The following is a 17875-nucleotide window of genomic DNA, read 5'->3' as shown; positions in this document are numbered from 1 at the left end:
GAATCATGCGACAACGGATTATTACAGCACTTCTCGCCATCCCTGCGGTGCTGGCGGTCATTTTGTACTCTCCCTTTTACGTTTTTGGCTTTGTCTGCGCACTCGCGGCAAGCATTACCGCGCTCGAATACTTCTCTTTCACCAACACGAAAAGCCTCTACCTCCTTCTTTCTCTCTTTCTGGCAGTATTCATGTTCAGCTTTGGCATCGAACTCGGACTGGCCGTCAGCGTCATCCTCTTCTATTCCAGCATCGCCCTGCGCATGAGCCGTACCAATCCGATTTCCCGTTATATTGTTTCCACGGCACGCTATAGTTTTGCGTTCATGTATATCGGCATCGGCTACAGCGCCATGATCCTGATTCATTCGGTTCATGTCTGGCTCTTTCTGGCACTTCTCTTTACCATCTGGGCAGCCGATAGCTTCGCCTATTTCGGAGGGAAAGCTCTCGGCAAACATCCAATGGCCGCTACCATCAGCCCGAAAAAAACATGGGAAGGCTTTGCCTTCGGTGTGGCGGGGTCTGCGCTTGTGTTTGCGCTGTGGGATCACTATTTCCCCACAGGATTCCCGCTGCCGCTCTTGTGCGGTGCGCTCATTGGTGGCATCAGCGTTCTTGGGGATATGGTAGAATCAGCGATTAAGCGCGATGCAGGAGCCAAAGATTCCGGAACATTACTTGCCGGACATGGTGGCATTTTTGACCGTATGGACAGCCTTATTTTTACGGCACCATTTTTCTACATTGCATCTCAAATCGTACTGTGAGGATTCCATGCAGACACTGGCCATCCTTGGCTCAACAGGATCGATAGGCACGAGCGCCCTAGAAATTGTGGCGCAATACCCTGATCGCTTACAAGTAAGTGCGCTCGCGGCTGGCAATAACCGGGAGCTCCTTCTTCAACAGGCGGCATACTTTCGCCCCGCGCTCATCAGCATCGCCAGTGAAGCCGATGCGCAATGGCTCCGTCAACAAATCGATATCCCTGTCTATAGTGGCGAAAATGGCCTTTTAGAAGTAGCATGCGAACGCGACGCCACCCTTGTCCTTGCGGCACTGGTTGGAAGTGCCGGCATTGCCCCCACCTTGGCCGCGATCAATGAAACCAAAGATATCGCCCTTGCCAATAAAGAAACACTTGTGGCTGGTGGGGCACTGGTGATGCAACGCGCCCAACAGGCTGGTGTAACCATTTTTCCGGTCGACAGTGAACACAGCGCCATTTTTCAGTGCCTCGAAGGGCAGCGGAGTGAAGATGTTTCTCATATCATCCTCACCGCCAGTGGAGGCGCTTTACGCCAATTACCACTGAGCGAACTCGAAAAAGCCACGGTGCATGAGGCGCTCCGCCACCCCAACTGGAATATGGGACGCAAAGTCACTATCGACTCCGCCACGATGATGAACAAAGGGCTGGAACTTATCGAAGCGCGCTGGCTTTTTAACGTTCATCCTGACCAGCTTGACGTGGTTATCCATCCCGAAAGCATCATCCACTCACTGGTGGAATATCGCGATGGTTCATTTTTGGCACACCTTGGCCGCCCATCTATGAAAATACCACTGGCATACGCCTTCTTTCACCCCGAACGCCACCCAGTCGGCGTTGAAAAACTCCGACTGCACGAACTAGCTACCCTGCATTTTGAAGCCCCCGATCTTCAACGCTATCCCTGCTTGCACCTTGCACAGCAGGTCATGCGCCAACCCGACAGCGCAGCGGCAGTGCTAAACAGCGCCAACGAAGTCGCCGTGGACGCGTTCTTGCAAGGCAAGATTACCTTCGTGCGCATTGCACATATTGTGGAGGCGGTTCTTAGCGCCCACCGCCCTACTGCACTCGAATCACTGGAGCACCTAATGAATCTTGACATGCAAAGCCGCCTGGCCGCAGAGGCCGAGGTAACCCGATGAGTCTTTTTGCCGCCCTACTGATACTTGGATTTCTTATTTTCATCCACGAACTTGGACATTTCACCGTTGCCAAGCTGTGTGGTGTCGGCGTGGACGTGTTTTCAATTGGCTTTGGACGGCGCATCTGGGGGAAAAAATTCGGCGAAACCGAATACCAGATATCACTCATCCCCCTTGGCGGGTATGTGAAAATGCAAGGAGAATCACTTGACGGCGACGACCCAAACGCCCCTGTGGCACGAGAAAAATCCTTCGCCCACAAAACCGTCTGGCAGCGCATTGCCATCGTTATAGCGGGGCCAATTGCCAATATCGCCTTGCCAATTATTCTCCTTGCTGCCGTCCACATGAACGGTGTCAACCACCTCAAATCCGTAGTCGGTAACGTGATGGAAAACTCGGCCGCTGCCGAAGCGGGCATGATCGCGGGCGACCGTATTGTAGAGATTGAAGGAAAAAGCGTCACGTGGTGGGATGATCTGGTGAACACCGTGCGCGAACGCCCTGAGCAGCAAACCCGCATTACGGTTGAGCGCAACGGAACATTGCATGACCTCATCGTAACCCCACGCCTGTCACAAAGTAAAAATATTTTCGGCGAAGAGACACCCGTTGGCCTGATCGGCATTGCGTCAGGCAAAGACGTTGTTAAAGTCCATTACGGACCGCTTGATGCGCTCTGGCTCGGCAGTGTGAAAACGTGGGAATTGGTTGTACTCACCGTAACCGGCATTGTAAAAATGATTCAGCAAGTGATTCCGGCCGACAATATCGGCGGCCCGATTATGATCGTACAAGTCGCCGCCGATCAGGTGCAGCACGGCATGAATTCCATTCTCTTTTTTATGGCGCTGATTTCGGTCAACCTCGGCATCCTGAACCTCTTGCCAATACCGATCCTTGACGGTGGGCACCTTATGTTCTACCTCATTGAAGCCCTGACGGGAAAACGCCCGACCATCCGCGTCCGTGAGATTGCCACTCGTATCGGCATGGCGCTGCTAGCCACCCTTATGATCTTTGCCTTTTATAACGACATCAGGCGACTTATTTTCGGAACCGTCCTCCCTGGCAGCGAATGAGCACGAAATGACCGTTCAAATATTCCATTTGCCAAAGGGAAAACTTCTATGCTAAAAAACTCGCACTGAATGGGTTGAAACGAACAGAATCGGTTGAAACGTGAAGTGGGTTCCGCACCCACTTTTTTTATTGAGAGTTTTCGCCAATGGCGCAGGAGTAAAGAAGAGATCATGGAGAAGGAACACATAATCGCCACCGTCACAACACTTGCCGAGCCAATCCTAGCGGATCGCGGCTTAGAGCTCTTTGACATTGAACTTATCAATGCCAGCGGCTGGTATCTTCGCGTCTACATCGACCGCCCAGGTGGCGTCACGCTTGACGATTGCGAAGGGGTCAGTGTTGAACTCAGCAATATTCTCGACGTCGAAGATGTTGTTGGAGTTCGCTATAATTTAGAAGTCTCCAGCCCGGGGATCAATCGAAAAATCAGAGGTGTAGCCGACTTTCAGAGCCACCTTGGCAAGCTCGCACGGGTCAAACTGAGCGAACCGCTTCTGAACACCAAGCTCCACATGGGCTATATCGAGTACGCGAGTGCGGAGCATATTATTTTGAAAGAACGAGATCGCGGCATACCGATCGAAATCCCTGTAACCCAAATAGAAAAAGCCAACCTCGAATATGAGTGGGAGTAACTCCATGCAAAACGATTTTATCAGCTCAATTGAACAACTCTGCCGTGAAAAATCACTCGATAAACTCACGCTTATGGAAGCCATCGAAACCGCCGTTATCGCCGCATTAAAGCGGAAATATTCGCAAGAAAGCATTATCCATTTTTCGATTAACGAAGAGACGGGCGCGTTTGATGTTTTTTTTGAAAAAGTTATCGTCGGCAATGTCCGCGATCGCCACCTTGAAATATCGGCAGCGGACGCCGCTAAAATCGACGAGGACTTGCGCGTTGGCCAGACCATCAAAGTTCCCGCCAATGTCCACGCCATTGGGCGCATTACTGCGCAAACCGCGAAACAAATTATTCTTCAGAAAATTCGTGACGTGGAAAAGTCACAGGCTTTTGACGACTACTCCAACCGCATCGGACAGCTTATTTTGTGCACCGTTGACCGCGTAGAGAACAACCGCGTCATCCTGAACCTTGGCGAATGCGACGGCGTTATGACCGTTAAGGACTACCTTGAAAACGAACATTTTCGAGCCGGACAGATGATCAAAGCCGTCATCCGCGACGTGGAACATAACCGTCGTGGCGGCATCCGCGTTTACCTGAGCCGCACGAACGAAGAATTCCTCTGTCGTCTTTTCGAAGAGGAAGTCCCGGAAGTATCATCTGGGGCTGTCTCAATCAAAGCTGCTGCCCGTGAAGCAGGCTCGCGCAGTAAAATTGCCGTCCGCGCGAACCGCGACAACATGGATCCAATTGGTGCCTGCGTTGGGGTCAGAGGGAGCCGTGTCGGTGCTGTTGTCGAAGAAATTGGTGGCGAAAAAATCGACATTATCCAGTGGTTCCCCGAGCCCGCCATGTTTATCCGCAACGCACTGAGCCCCGCAAAAGTGATTAAAATTGACATCTATGACGATGAAAACGCCGCCATTGTTGTTGTACCACAAGACCAACTCTCACTCGCCATTGGCAAGCGAGGGCAAAATGCACGACTGGCAGCGAAGCTGACAAACTGGAAAATCGACATTTACTCAGAAGAGGAATATGACGAAAAATATGGCACTGAAGAAGAGTTTTATGACGAAGACGGATACGAAGATGAAGCCCCGCAAGCCGGGGATGAGTGAGGACTGATTGAAGCAAGCGGAACGCACCTGCATTGTCTGCCGTGAAAAGCATGAAAAAAGTACTTTTGTTCGCCTTTGCCTCGCCCCAACGGGTGAGCTGGTATGGGATTTACGGCATAAACTTCCCGGACGCGGAGCTTCGCTTTGCCTGAACTGGAACTGTCTCAGAAAAGGGATACAGCACAAAAAAATCACCACCGCCTTACGCACCACAGAGATTGCACCCTATCAAGAGCGGGAAAAAATCGCAGAACTGATGCAATTGACTAAAACAACTCTTCTCAATTATGTTAAGATTGGAATCAAGGCTGGAAAGGCTTTTTCCGGTTACACCAAGGTGATGCAGGTATTGACTCGCGAACGGGTTTCGCTGGTTTTGCTCGCAAGAGATATCTCACCATCGCGGAGACGAAATATACTGACGTTTGTCCACGATCGTAACCTTAAGTTAATTAACATTTTCCAGCAAAGTGAGCTTGGAGAATTATTCCAAGCTGACGACAGGAGTTGCGTTGTCATTTGCGACGCAGGGATAGCCGAATCGATGAATTATTTTTTAGAACTATACAGAATTTTGGAAGAAGGTAGTGCTACATGGCAAAACTGAGAGTTCACGAACTTGCCAAGGAACTGGGTACCAGTTCAAAGGAGATCATGCAAGGGCTTCAGGATATTGGCGTTGACGTTTCATCGGCCCTCGCAACGGTCGAAGCTGGTGATGCGGCCAAACTGAAGCAGAAGCAATCATCTCCTGGCAAAACCCGTGCAGCCGGACACACCGAAGCAGCTCCTAAAACAGCTCAAACGGCGCCGGAACCGCAAGCGGCCGAACAGACGACCCCCAAGTCTTCACCTAAACCCGCGGCACCTGCTGAACAGTCGGCGAACCCTCAGGAGCAGCGCATTGCGAAAGACGAGCTACCGGCGCCTCGTCCTGCCGTCGGAGATGGCCAAGAACCACAACGGCCACGCCGCGAATTTACTCCGAACAGTCAAACAAGCGACGGCGCGACTCGCCCGCAGGGCGATCGTCCCGCGCCAGGGCAACAACCACGCCGCCGCCCAACACGCGAATTCAGCTTTACGCGCGACGGCGAAGCGCGCCCAGTGCGTAGCGATGCGCCACAACCACGTCCAGCTGGCGAACCTCGCCCCGCAGGCGGCGCGGATCGTACAGACAGACCACGCCTTGAACGTCGCCCAGTGGATGCAGACCGTCCAGATAGACCACGCCTTGAGCGCAAAGACCCTTCTGCGGCTCCTGCGGGTGATCGTCCTGACCGCCCGCGTCTCGATCGTGAACGGCCTAAACTTGACCGTTCTGGTCGCCCCGGCATTGGCATGGGAGGCGGCGGTGGCGGCCAAGGTGGACAAGGGCAACGCCCACCATTTGGTGGCGGCGGTGGAGGCCAATTCCAGGATAAGGATGCACCACGCCAAGACAACCGTCAGCGGACGATGCGCCCCAAACCAACCGACGACTCCGCGGTACCAGCGCCAGAACTTGACGTTGCGAACCGCAAAAAAGATAAAATTAAAGACAAACAAAAGTTTATCAAAAAAGAAGATGCTACTGGGCCCAAGGCAACTGCCAAAAAACCAGAAACCTCTGATGCTATCCCCAAGAAAATTCGTACCGCTGGCGGCTGGAAAATTGACGCCTACGATATCGAACGTGTTGGCGGCGGCAAAAAAAGAAAACGCCGCGAAGGGCGGAATCTCAAGAACGTCTCGACTATCGAGTCGAATAAGCAAGTCAAAATTATTGTGCACGAAGCGATCAGCGTTGCCGACTTCGCCAAAGCTGTCTCCAAGAAAGCCACTGAAATTGTTGCGAAACTTGTTGGGTACGGCGTTATGGCGAACATCAACCAAGTTATTGATGCGGAAACCGCAGAATTACTGGCAAGTGAATATGGCGCCATTATTGAAGTGCGCAAACTTGACCATGAGCACCTGCTTGATGTCCTAGAAGACAACGAAACCAACCTGATCCAACGCCCGCCCGTCGTCACCATTATGGGACACGTCGACCACGGAAAAACGAGCTTGCTCGATAAAATCCGCTCTTCTGGGGTTGCCGACCGCGAAGCTGGCGGGATCACACAGCACATCGGTGCGTATAACGTCGACGTTGGCGATGGCCGCCGCATTGCGTTCCTTGATACGCCTGGCCATGAAGCGTTCACCCAGATGCGGGCACGCGGAGCGAAAGTGACTGACATTGTCATCCTCGTTGTCGCCGCCGATGACGGAGTTATGCCGCAAACACGCGAAGCCATCGCCCACTCAAAAGCGGCGGGGGTACCAATCATCGTAGCGGTCAACAAAATTGACAAACCTGATGCGAAGCCTGAGCGCGTGAAGCAAGAATTGGCTGAATTTGAACTTCTCTCAGAAGACTGGGGTGGCACGACGATTTTCTCGCACGTTTCTGCCAAGACGGGCGAAGGGATTCCTGAGCTACTCGAAATGGTATTACTGCAAGCGGACGTGCTCGAACTCCAAGCCAACCCTGAGCGGGAAGCACGCGGTACAGTTATTGAATCTCGTCTTGATAAACGCCGTGGCGCCGTGTCGACTATCCTTGTTCAAAACGGGACACTGCGCAAAGGTGACATTTTGGTCGCCGGAACCTGCTATGGCAGAGTCCGCGCCATGTTTGATGAGCACGGAAAAGCGATTATCGAAGCAGGCCCTTCAACCCCAGTTGAAGTACTCGGCCTCACTGGAGTCCCTGACGCTGGTGATATGGCAGCAGTAGTCTCTGACGAAAAAATTGCGCGCCAGATTTGCTCAAGCCGTGAAGATAAATCCAAAGCGGCTACCATTGCCAGCAAGTCGAAAATGACACTCGACGATCTCTTTACGCAAATTCAAGATGGCGAAGCCAAAGAACTTGGCGTCATCATCAAAGCCGACGTGCATGGCTCTGCCGAAGCACTGGCCAGTTCGCTGGAAAAACTTTCGACACCGAAAATCAAACTTGTCGTGCTTCATAAAGGCGCGGGCGGGATTACCGAAACCGATATTAACCTTGCTTCAGCCTCAAATGCCATCGTCATTGGCTTTAACGTCCGCCCTGAACCAAAAGCGCAGGATCTGGCACAACGTGACGGGGTAGAAGTGAAAACCTACTCCATCATCTATGAAGTGGTTGACGACATTAAAAAGGCGATGGAAGGGATGCTCGACAAAAAGATTGTCGAAAAAATTACCGGCCACGTTGAAGTGCGTGAGACCTTCCGTGTGCCGAAACTTGGCACCATTGCTGGTGGTTACGTCACCGATGGCGACGTCAACCGCAACTCACATGTTCGCTTGGTACGCGACAACATCGTGGTATATACCGGCAAACTCGCTTCGCTGAAACGCTTCAAAGATGACGTTAAAGAAGTGCGGACGAACTACGAATGCGGACTTGGCTTGGAAAAATTTGACGACATTCAGGTCGGAGATATACTCGAAGTCTTCATTCTTGAAGAAATCGTTCAGAAACTCAACGGCGAATAACACTGGCTTTTGCTTCCCTGCTGGACACAAACATCAAAAAGCTCAGAGATCCGCTTTGCTCACACCAAAGCGGCATTCTGGGCTTTTTTACCAAGACCCCTTTACCGCTACGACTATAGGTACTCATGTCACGAAAAATCATTATTAACCGCAAAGAGTATGAAACACGCGTTGCGTACCTTGAAAACGATGAACTGGTCGAACTTTTCATCGAGCGCAAACAAGAAAGCTCTCTCGTCGGGAATATCTATAAAGGTGTTGTCACCAAGGTGCTACCGGGAATGCAGGCCGCTTTTGTTGATATCGGGCTTGAAAAAGCCGCCTTCCTGTATGTTGCCGATATCGAAGGCGCGAATGACGACTTTTCCCATCTGATCGACGGAGTCAACCGCGACCCAGAACACAGCAGCACGGTCGAACTCCCGTGCATCGACGAGCTCGTCAAAGTGGGCGATCAGCTCTTAGTACAAATATCAAAAGAACCCATCTCCACCAAAGGGGCGCGCATTACCACCTATGTTACGCTCCCTGGACGCCATTTAGTACTCATGCCCACCATCAATCATGTCGGCATTTCACGACGCATTGAGCGTGAACACGAACGCGAACGACTCCGTACGATCTTAGAAGCCATGCGCCCAGCGGGCGTGGGGATGATCGCACGTACGGTTGCAGAAAATAAAAACGCTGACGATCTACGCGCCGATCTTGACTTTCTGAGCGGTCTCTGGAAAACCATTACACAAAAAAATGGCGGTTCGGTGAAAGCGCCCGCGTTGCTGTATCAGGATCTTGACCTCACCTTTAAAACGATGCGCGACTTATTTACGCGCGAAGTCGATAGCCTGATTGTCGATGATGAAGGGGAATACAACCGCGCACGAGAATTTGCCGCCCGCCTCTTGCCTCACCTTCACGACCGCATTGAACACTATCGCGGCAAAGAACCTATTTTTGATGCGTTCAACATTGAAGTGGAAGTCGCAAAAATCTACAGCCGCAAAGTCTGGTTGAAGTCAGGTGGCTATATCGTCATCGATCAAGGCGAAGCACTTACAGCGGTTGATGTCAATACCGGTCGCTATGTCGGCAAGAAAAACCTTGAAGATACCCTGTTACAGACCAACCTTGAAGCGGCTAAAGAAATCGCCTATCAATTACGACTGCGCAATATCGGCGGCATCATTATCATCGACTTCATCGACATGGAAGACGAAGAAAACCGTCAGCGAGTGGTGCAAGCGCTCGAGCATTCCCTTAAAATCGACCGCGCGAAAACAAATGTCTTACCATTTAGCGAGCTGGGACTGGTAGAAATGACCCGCAAGCGGGTGCGTGACAGTCTAGGACGAATTTTGTGCGAACCATGCCACTATTGCGAAGGGAAAGGCTTTATTAAATCGCCCCATACCGTCTGCTATGAGATTTTCCGCGAAATCCGCCGTATCAGCGGAGTGTATCGCGGCAAAAAACTCTATGTCGAAGCGTACTCCGACATCGCTGATATCCTGTTTTCCGAGGCCGCCGACTACGTCGAAACGTTGGAAAATGACTGCGATGTTAAATTAGTCATTAAATCAAACAATCACTTCCACCAAGAGCATTACGAAATAGTGCCGCTGTAATACCCGAAAGGAGACCACCGTATGCCATCATTCGACGTCGTCAGTCAACTTGACCTTCAGGAACTTGACAATGCTATTAACATTACGCAAAAAGGGCTTGCCACCCGCTACGACTTTCGAGGTTCAAAAACAGAGATCACATTTGATAAAAAAGGAAAAAAAATCACGCTGCTGACCGAGGACGACATGAAAATGACCGCCATTCGTGACATGATGATCAGCAGCCTAATTAAGCGGAAAATCGAACCCAAATGTCTGGAGTTCGGGGAAATTCAAGCCGCTTCTGGCGGGATGATTCGTAAAGTTGTTACCCTGCGAGAGGGGATTGACAAAGAATCCGCCAAAAAAATCGTCAAGATCATCAAAGATGCAAACCTGAAAGTCCAAGCCGCCATCATGGACGACCAAGTGCGCGTAACTGGGAAAAAAATTGATGATCTGCAAGAAGTTATTGCCCTTTTGCGCACCACTGACTTACCTGTTGCGCTGCAATTTATCAACATGAAGAGCTAACACACGCTATGGACTTTTTCTCACCCGAAATCTTTCTTTGGACGCTGGCAATTGTCGGTGTCGCGGCACTCATACACGGGGCACTCGGCATCGGCTTTCCCATGGTTGGAACGCCACTGATTGCGCTGCTTACCGATGTCCAGACTGCCATCCTCGTGACACTAATCCCCAATATTGCTATCAATATTATCAGCATCCGCAATGGCGGCAACTGGCGAAGCAATGTTTCGCGACACTGGCTCCTCCCGCTCACCATGGTTATCGGCAGCGCCCTAGGCACCCTGCTCCTCGTACACTACAACTCGAACACCTTCCGCCTCATTTTGGCTGGTGCCCTTTTCTTCTACCTTTTCACGGTGTTTTTTCCCGGTCGCATCTCATGGTCGTTTATCAGGAAATTTCCCCGCAGTAGCATGGTAGGGTTTGGGCTCTTTGGCGGAACACTGGGCGGCGCCGTGAATGTGAGCGGACCAATTATCCTACTCTATCTTTTAGAAAGTGGTTTGACCACTGTTGCAATGATCCAAGTGCTGAACCTCAGCTTCCTAGCGGGCAAACTCATTCAAACCATAACATTCGGTGCACTGGGAAAGCTGAGCTTTGATCTGCTGACTATTTCCGCACCACTCTTGCTCGTTGCTATCGGTGGAGTGACCTACGGACAAAAAGTGCGGAGCCGTTTTTCTGCCACTGTTTATAGAAAAGCACTCTACTGCCTACTCGGCATTGTGGCCTGCATGCTACTCGGTCAATTCATTATTTCAAACTGATTTTTGTTCTCCGTTTCTTGGGACAAATGTTGACAAACTGCGTCATGATTCGGGCGTTTTACTCAACGTCCAACAGTACCATTAAACCCGCTCTCTGTGCATATCAGGGCAGTATCCTTACCTTTGTGTAAATTACGCTTGTTTTTATCTGAGTGTGTGCCATATATACTCGCGTTAGAACAGCTTTATGGAAGTGATTTCTGATTCCAAAGAAAAAAAGGAGAAACGCATGGGAATGAAGAAGTTTTTTAAGACAGCGGTTGTTGCTGTCGGTGTTGTGGCTCTTGCCGCATCAATGGCATGGAGTAATCCAGCAAAGAAGAACTGGCCACGCACATTGGTTATCGGTTCAGCATCAATTGGTGGAACCTACTACGTGTATGGCAGTGGTTGGGCGCAGATCATCGAAAAAGTTACTGGCATCCCTACAAGTGTAGAAGTTACCGGCGGTCCAAACCACAACATGATGCTTACCAACAAGGGCGATCTCGACCTTGGCATGGTCACCATGGGACCAGCCTTTGAAGCATGGAATGGTCTTGAAAACTGGACGAACGGCGTGAAGCACCGCGAAGTTCGCGCTATCTTCCCAATGTACAACACCTATTCGCAGTGGTGGGCAACGGTTGATTCTGGAATCAAAACCCTTGCTGACCTCGAAGGGAAGCGCGTTGGCGTTGGACCACAGGGCGGCACTGCCGGCACCTTCCACCCACGCATTCTGAGCCTGCTTGGCATTAAAGCAACCGTACGTCACGCTGGCATCAGCGACCTTGTTGGACAACACATGGACGGGCAGCTTGAAGCCAACAGCTTTGCAGCAGGCCTTCCGGTTGGCGCCGTACTCGAAATGTCCAACCAGCGCAAGATCGTCATGTTCGGTGTTGATGGCGCAGCCCGCGAAAAAGTCGTAAAAGAGTACCCTTACTTTGCTCCAGCAACCATTCCGGCTTCTGCGTATGACTTCTTGCAGAACGATGTAGAAACTATCGGCATCTGGAATATGGCTATTGCCAGCAAAAAGCTCCCTGATGACCTCGTGTATGAAATCGTAAAAGGTGTTTTTGAGAACCATGGACAACTCGTAAATGCACACTCTGCTGCCAAGGAAACTGAAGCAGAAGCCGTGACGAAAAACACATGGATGTGGATGCACCCTGGTGCCATCCGCTACTATGAAGAAAAAGGTATTGCACTTCACCCAGACGTGTACCCACCTGAGTACAAAAAACAGTAAGTATTACTTCGACCGACAAAAGAGTGTCTTGGAAAGCATTCCCGCCCGAACTTGCGGCGGGGGTGCTTTTTTTGAGACACATTTCAGAGGAATGTGAGGACTCCATATATGACGAATTCAGAAAAAGGTAAAGGATTCGAGGCCGCCCAAGAGCGACTAAAACTTGAAATCGATGAAGACATCGAGCTCAATGCGTTGCGCGATCCACAGAACATGCTGGGAAAAGCTATCGCCCTTGCGGCGGTGCTCATTTCCGTTTTTCATATTTATAGCCTTGTATTTTACCCGATTGACCCATGGGTTTTCCGTATCCTTCACGTTATGACACTTTCCACTCTTGGCTTCCTGCTTTTCCCCGGCTGGTCAAGTGCTTGTAAACAAAAACCACATGTTATCGACTGGTTAATGGTAATCGCCAGTATCGTTGTCGGGGTTTACATCATCCAAGACTATCAGGCAATGATGTTCCGCATGGGAGTTATGCCAACAACTCTTGACTTCTACATGTGTATCGTCGGCACCTTCCTTGTGCTTGATATGGCACGTCGCGTCAGCGGCTGGTCGCTGGTGATCCTTTGCCTTGTGTTTATTGGCTACTCGTTCCTTGGCCCATTCCTGCCCGGCATGCTCTACCACCGCGGCTACAGCATGGAACGCTTCTTTACCTATATCTACAGCCTAGACGGCGTATTCAGTGTCCCCACTGATATCTCCTCAAAATACATTATCATCTTCATTATTTTCAGTGCCTTCCTGACCGTCTCTGGCGTAGGGAAGTTCTTTGTAGAATGGGCGTTCTCTGTTAGTGGACACCTCCGCGGTGGTCCCGCCAAGGTTGCTGTACTGGCCAGTGCCCTTATGGGAACCATCAATGGAACCTCTGCCGGAAACGCGGTAGCGACAGGTTCACTGACCATCCCACTGATGAAAAAGGTTGGCTACAATCCGCGTTTTGCTGCTGCAACCGAAGCCGTTGCCTCTGCTGGCGGGCAAATCATGCCTCCCGTCATGGGCGCCGGGGTCTTTATTATGGCCGAAATGACGGGCATTAAGTACACCACCATCATGATGGCGGGCATTCTTCCCGCAATACTCTACTTTGCTTCTACCTACTTCATGGTTGACAAGGAAGCCAGCAAACTAAACCTCCTCGGTGTTCCGCGTCACCTGCTGCCACCGCTCGGCGATGTTATGCGGCGCATGTATATGTTCCTCCCGATCGTCATCCTTTTCGGAATGCTCATGATGGGGGTATCGGTTATCCGTTCTGGTTTCTATGCTATCATCGCAGCGTTCCTGATCAGTTGGGTGAATAAAGAAAACCGTATGGGCTTCGGTAAGGTGTATAAAGCACTTGAAACCGGTGCTAAAGGGAGTATTCAGTTGATGGGCGTGTGTGCTGCGGCCGGGATTATCATGGGTGTCATCGCCCTGACTGGTATCGGCCTCAAGTTCTCTTCATTGCTCCTCGGCATTGCTGGCACCAGTGAATTTCTCGCTATGTTCTTTGCAATGTGTATCGCCATTGTCCTTGGAATGGGGATGCCAACAACGGCCGCCTATGCCGTAGCAGCATCTGTCGTCGCTCCTGGGTTGATTAGCATGGGGATTGAGCCCTTAATCGCCCACTTCTTTGTCTTCTACTTTGCCTGCGTATCGGCCATCACGCCGCCAGTTGCCCTTGCGTCTTATGCCGCTTCGGCTATCAGTGGATCGGATCCGATGAAAACCGGCTACACCTCGTTCCGGCTTGGAATCGCCGCCTACATCGTTCCTTTTATGTTCTTCTATGCGCCAGATCTGCTCCTCAACGGCGAGCTGCTGGATAAGATGGGTCATACGTACATTGATGTTATTCTCCGCTTCGCCACCGCCATGTTGGGTATTTTTGCTCTCTCTTCAGCTGTCCAGTCATGGTTCTTCGGCCATGTCGTTCGCTGGAAACAGGCAGTGCTCTTCATTACCGCCTTTGCCTTGGTTTCGCCGGATCACATGACCGACGTCATCGGTTTAGCGGTACTGATTGCTCTCTACTTCACGCAACGCAAGAAAAAAGACGCTCCTCCAGCGCCAGCACCTGCGTAGCATTCATTCTATCTTTTCAAGAAAAGCGTCTTGGTAACCCCAGGGCGCTTTTTGTTTTTTACTTTTCCCTTGTTTCTCCATCTTTTTCCCTGCTACTCTGTGATGCAGATATTAGTGTGGTGTGGGGTCACACGTAACAGGGGGATGATATGCATGACAACGATCGTTTTGTTGAGAGTACGAATCTTATTCTCTCTATTTCGCACGCTATAGATTTAATCGATCCAATCTTCCTTGATCACCATCAGAGAGTAACGTTCCTTGCGCTCTCCATTGCCGAAGCAATGGAGATCCATCCGGTTGACCAACAACACCTTTTTATCGCATCATCACTGCACGATATTGGCAGTTTGAATCTTGCATCAAGGCTTGCCACCCTTCAATTTGACTATACACCAGCAGGTGAACGGCATGCCGAAACAGGCTACTACATGCTGTCGTTCTTTGAGCCGTTCCAGCGCGCAGCAACCATTGTCCGCTACCACCACCATCCATGGACGACAAAAACACCTGAAATGCCGCTTGAAAGCGCTATTCTCCATTTAGCCGACCGCGTTGACATCATGCTTCGTGAGTACCCCGACCCGATGCGATCACTCGCAACCATCCGCGAACGGGTACTACGCGAAGCAGTGCGCATATTCCCACGCGAGCTCTGCCTCACATTTGCCGATCTTGCAAAACGCGAATACTTTTGGTTTGATGCCCTTTCACAGCATACCGAATTTCTCCTGCGTCAAAAAGCACAGCCCATGAGCCTTGAATTTTCTATGGACATGATGCTGCAGTTTTCCGCTATGATTAGCCGCGTCATCGACTTCCGCAGTGCCTTTACCGCCAACCACTCACGCGGAGTCGCTGTAGTTGCCGAACAACTTGGTGAACGGCTCGGCTTTTCCAAACACGAACAAGCCCAGCTCCGCATCGCGGGGCACTTTCATGATCTCGGTAAGCTCGCTATCCCCATTACGATTCTAGAAAAACCCGAACCGCTCGAAGCAGAAGAATATAACCTTGTGCAATCACATACCTACCATACCTATCGCATCCTAGAGCCACTCCGTCAACTACAGACGGTCAACCAATGGGCCTCGCTGCATCACGAAAAACTCGACGGTACGGGCTATCCATTCCACTTAACCAAAGAACAATTACCACTCGGCTCGCGTATTCTCAGTGTGGCTGATGTCTTTGTTGCACTTACCGAAGACCGCCCCTATCGCCGTGGTATGGAGAAAAAAGACGTTCGGCACATGCTTCAACAAATGGTAAGCGATGATCATCTTGATCGACCAATTGTGGCAGCTCTCGAGCAAGAGTACGAACCCATCAACCAAAAACGCGTCGCTGAACAAAATGCCGAAATGGATGAATTTAGACACTACAACGCAACACGCACTGTCAACATGTAACAAGAAAACGCATGATAAACCTTGACTTTGTCTCACTCTTCACTATCGCCCTTGTGGGCGGCTTCGGACATTGCGTAGGAATGTGCGGCGGAATTGTTATCGCGTACAGCGGTGCTAAAATCGATGAAAGCTCAGGAAAACTCCGGCAAATACCCGCACACCTCGCCTACGGGTTCGGGCGTGTCAGCACTTACGCACTGATCGGCGCCCTCTTTGGCGCACTCGGCAGTGTACTAGCGTTTACGAATACCGCACGCGGAATACTGCTCATGCTCGCTGGCGTTACCATGATTGCAGCCGGATTTAGCCTTGCCGGAAAAATCCCTTTCTTGCAAAAGCTCGAACATTCATTGTCACATACCACGTGGTATCGCGCATGGATTACTGAACTTATCCATGGCAAAAGCTTGGGTAGTTTTTTTGCGTTAGGCATGGCGAATGGGTTGCTGCCATGTGGTTTTGTCTACTTTTTTGCCATTACAGCAGCGGCGACCGCTCACCCAATCTGGGGAGCGCTGGTGATGATCACCTTTGGAATTGCCACCATTCCGCCGCTCTTACTACTTGGCACTTTTGTCGGGCTTATCAAACAAACACGCTTGCGCACATGGATGATGCGCGTCGCCATGATGCTAGTCATTATCTACGGAATATTTACGATTTCGAAAGGGTATCAATTCCTTGTCGGTGAGCACCAACCCCAACACGGAGTGGCGCACGAAAGTTGCAATTAGCACCGCAGCTACGCCATACATTTTGCCAACAGAGAACCAGCCCACACCTTAACTATTTAGAAAATCCTGCATAATTGGCGTTAGTTTGGGGTACTCCACCAAAAAGCCATCGTGCCCGACATCTGATTCCATAGCATAATAGGTCACATCTTTTCCCTGCTTCACCAGCGAATGGCACAATTTTTCGCTTTCTGCAATCGGGAACAAGATATCGCTGGTAATACCAACAATCAATACACGCGCGTTGAGTATCCCTAATGCTTCGTGGTACGAGCGCTCCAGGCCGACATCAAACAGATCCATCGCTTTGGTAATATAGAGATAGGCATTCGCATCAAACCGTTTAGAAAAATTGTACCCGTTGTAATTCAGGTACGATTCCACCTGAAACTCCCCGAAAAAATCGTAGAAACCATCTGTTTTCTTAAAATCACGTCCGAATTTTCGGTTCATCGAGTCATAGCTTAAATATGAAATATGCCCCATCATCCGCGCAATGGCCAAGCCATCAATCGGCCCCGCACCATCGGGATAATTGCCATTTTTCCAATTCGGATCACGCATAATAGCTTGCCGACCAACCTTATTAAACGCTAACGCCTGCGCCGAAATTCGCCCTGTAGCACCAATAACAACGATCCGCTCCATCCGGTTGGGATAACTTATCCCCCACTGCAGCGCCTGCATACCGCCAAGCGAGCCACCGACCACAGCATACAGGCGGCGGATACCAAAGCACTGACTCAAAAATAACCGTTGCGCATGCACCATGTCGGCAATCGTTACCACAGGAAATTGCGTATTGTACTGTCGTCCCGTTAAAGGATTTATACTGCGTGGCCCCGTCGTACCATCGCATCCGCCAATAATATTCGTGCAAATAACAAAATAGCGTTCGGTGTCAATACATTTCCCTGGCCCGATAACATCATCCCACCATCCTGGCTTATTGTCTGACTCATGATGGTAAAAAGCAGCGTGCGCATTCCCCGTCAGTGCGTGACAAATAAGGATAGCATTCGACTTCTCTTCATTCAGCGAGCCATAGGTTTCATACGCCAGCGTAACCGCCGGTAAAATCCGCCCTGATTGCAGAAAAAGTCCTTTTTCGCCAAGGTGTAACGTGAACGATCTGGTGTGAACAACCATTTTATCCATGTCAGCATTTCTCCTTACAAGCAATAAAAAATCCGCACCTGAGATCAGGAGCGGATGCTGTGGAGACATA

At 50.6% G+C, this 17875-nt stretch carries 15 protein-coding genes; 14 read left to right on the top strand and 1 reads right to left on the bottom strand.

All coding sequences use genetic code 11. From position 1 onward, the window contains the following. Nucleotides 1-5: 5 nt before the first annotated feature. From P304_RS16285 to P304_RS15010, 14 genes are all read left to right on the top strand, one after another. The gene (locus P304_RS16285; protein WP_051321586.1) at nucleotides 6-770 is read left to right on the top strand and encodes a phosphatidate cytidylyltransferase; all 765 of its coding nucleotides are present in this window, start codon (nucleotides 6-8) and stop codon (nucleotides 768-770) included. 7 nt (nucleotides 771-777) lie between these two features. Further along, nucleotides 778-1920: a 1-deoxy-D-xylulose-5-phosphate reductoisomerase gene (locus P304_RS0109835; RefSeq protein WP_027390406.1), complete on the top strand. Its 1143-nt coding sequence runs from the start codon at nucleotides 778-780 to the stop codon at nucleotides 1918-1920. After that, a complete protein-coding gene (gene rseP, locus P304_RS0109830; protein WP_027390405.1) occupies nucleotides 1917-3002 on the top strand; it encodes an RIP metalloprotease RseP in 1086 nt (361 codons plus the stop codon). The genes P304_RS0109835 and rseP overlap by 4 nt, the downstream gene beginning before the upstream one ends. A 171-nt stretch (nucleotides 3003-3173) precedes the next feature. Further along, entirely contained in the window at nucleotides 3174-3641 is a 468-nt protein-coding gene (gene rimP / locus P304_RS0109825; protein ID WP_027390404.1) for a ribosome maturation factor RimP, read from the top strand. 4 nt (nucleotides 3642-3645) lie between these two features. Beyond that, nucleotides 3646-4758 carry a transcription termination factor NusA gene (gene nusA, locus P304_RS15020; protein WP_034765098.1) on the top strand — a complete coding sequence of 371 codons (1113 nt, stop codon included), beginning with the start codon at nucleotides 3646-3648 and terminating at the stop codon, nucleotides 4756-4758. 7 nt (nucleotides 4759-4765) lie between these two features. Beyond that, the gene (locus P304_RS0109815) at nucleotides 4766-5365 is read left to right on the top strand and encodes a DUF448 domain-containing protein (RefSeq protein ID WP_027390403.1); all 600 of its coding nucleotides are present in this window, start codon (nucleotides 4766-4768) and stop codon (nucleotides 5363-5365) included. Next, the gene (gene infB / locus P304_RS0109810; RefSeq protein WP_027390402.1) at nucleotides 5353-8271 is read left to right on the top strand and encodes a translation initiation factor IF-2; all 2919 of its coding nucleotides are present in this window, start codon (nucleotides 5353-5355) and stop codon (nucleotides 8269-8271) included. Before P304_RS0109815 ends, infB begins: the two co-directional genes overlap by 13 nt. Nucleotides 8272-8396: 125 nt before the next feature. Beyond that, nucleotides 8397-9896, top strand: a complete 1500-nt coding sequence (locus P304_RS0109805; protein WP_027390401.1) for an Rne/Rng family ribonuclease — start codon at nucleotides 8397-8399, stop codon at nucleotides 9894-9896. A gap of 21 nt (nucleotides 9897-9917) precedes the next feature. Then, complete coding sequence (locus tag P304_RS0109800) at nucleotides 9918-10409, top strand: YajQ family cyclic di-GMP-binding protein (RefSeq protein ID WP_027390400.1); 492 nt, start codon at nucleotides 9918-9920, stop codon at nucleotides 10407-10409. Between the two features lie 8 nt (nucleotides 10410-10417). Continuing rightward, entirely contained in the window at nucleotides 10418-11179 is a 762-nt protein-coding gene (locus tag P304_RS0109795) for a sulfite exporter TauE/SafE family protein (protein ID WP_027390399.1), read from the top strand. 229 nt (nucleotides 11180-11408) lie between these two features. After that, on the top strand, nucleotides 11409-12416 hold the full coding sequence (locus tag P304_RS0109790) for a TAXI family TRAP transporter solute-binding subunit (protein ID WP_051321585.1): 1008 nt from the start codon (nucleotides 11409-11411) through the stop codon (nucleotides 12414-12416). Nucleotides 12417-12524: 108 nt separating this feature from the next. Continuing rightward, nucleotides 12525-14501, top strand: a complete 1977-nt coding sequence (locus P304_RS15015) for a TRAP transporter permease (RefSeq protein ID WP_051321584.1) — start codon at nucleotides 12525-12527, stop codon at nucleotides 14499-14501. Between the two features lie 149 nt (nucleotides 14502-14650). Next, nucleotides 14651-15913 (top strand): HD-GYP domain-containing protein, encoded by a 1263-nt coding sequence (locus P304_RS0109780; RefSeq protein ID WP_027390397.1) that lies wholly within the window; start codon nucleotides 14651-14653, stop codon nucleotides 15911-15913. Nucleotides 15914-15924: 11 nt separating this feature from the next. Then, nucleotides 15925-16647, top strand: a complete 723-nt coding sequence (locus P304_RS15010) for a sulfite exporter TauE/SafE family protein (RefSeq protein ID WP_051321583.1) — start codon at nucleotides 15925-15927, stop codon at nucleotides 16645-16647. 48 nt (nucleotides 16648-16695) lie between these two features. Here the strand turns inward: P304_RS15010 and metX are convergent, their stop codons facing one another. After that, nucleotides 16696-17805 (bottom strand): homoserine O-acetyltransferase MetX, encoded by a 1110-nt coding sequence (gene metX, locus P304_RS0109770; RefSeq protein ID WP_027390396.1) that lies wholly within the window; start codon nucleotides 17803-17805, stop codon nucleotides 16696-16698. Between the last annotated feature and the right edge of the window lie 70 nt (nucleotides 17806-17875).

Source organism: Chrysiogenes arsenatis DSM 11915 (assembly GCF_000469585.1).
Lineage (GTDB): Bacteria > Chrysiogenota > Chrysiogenetes > Chrysiogenales > Chrysiogenaceae > Chrysiogenes > Chrysiogenes arsenatis.
The sequence above is the reverse complement of the archived record's forward strand: the minus strand, read 5'-3'. Positions and strand labels throughout refer to the sequence as shown.

Bases quoted from the DNA above. Each gene is read 5' to 3' on its own strand.
- P304_RS16285 (WP_051321586.1), top strand. From the start codon at position 6: ATGCGACAACGGATTATTACAGCACTTCTCGCCATCCCTGCGGTGCTG.
- P304_RS0109835 (WP_027390406.1), top strand. From the start codon at position 778: ATGCAGACACTGGCCATCCTTGGCTCAACAGGATCGATAGGCACGAGC.
- rseP (WP_027390405.1), top strand. From the start codon at position 1,917: ATGAGTCTTTTTGCCGCCCTACTGATACTTGGATTTCTTATTTTCATC.
- rimP (WP_027390404.1), top strand. From the start codon at position 3,174: ATGGAGAAGGAACACATAATCGCCACCGTCACAACACTTGCCGAGCCA.
- nusA (WP_034765098.1), top strand. From the start codon at position 3,646: ATGCAAAACGATTTTATCAGCTCAATTGAACAACTCTGCCGTGAAAAA.
- infB (WP_027390402.1), top strand. From the start codon at position 5,353: ATGGCAAAACTGAGAGTTCACGAACTTGCCAAGGAACTGGGTACCAGT.
- P304_RS0109805 (WP_027390401.1), top strand. From the start codon at position 8,397: ATGTCACGAAAAATCATTATTAACCGCAAAGAGTATGAAACACGCGTT.
- P304_RS0109800 (WP_027390400.1), top strand. From the start codon at position 9,918: ATGCCATCATTCGACGTCGTCAGTCAACTTGACCTTCAGGAACTTGAC.
- P304_RS0109795 (WP_027390399.1), top strand. From the start codon at position 10,418: ATGGACTTTTTCTCACCCGAAATCTTTCTTTGGACGCTGGCAATTGTC.
- P304_RS0109790 (WP_051321585.1), top strand. From the start codon at position 11,409: ATGGGAATGAAGAAGTTTTTTAAGACAGCGGTTGTTGCTGTCGGTGTT.
- P304_RS15015 (WP_051321584.1), top strand. From the start codon at position 12,525: ATGACGAATTCAGAAAAAGGTAAAGGATTCGAGGCCGCCCAAGAGCGA.
- P304_RS0109780 (WP_027390397.1), top strand. From the start codon at position 14,651: ATGCATGACAACGATCGTTTTGTTGAGAGTACGAATCTTATTCTCTCT.
- P304_RS15010 (WP_051321583.1), top strand. From the start codon at position 15,925: ATGATAAACCTTGACTTTGTCTCACTCTTCACTATCGCCCTTGTGGGC.
- metX (WP_027390396.1), bottom strand. From the start codon at position 17,805: ATGGATAAAATGGTTGTTCACACCAGATCGTTCACGTTACACCTTGGC.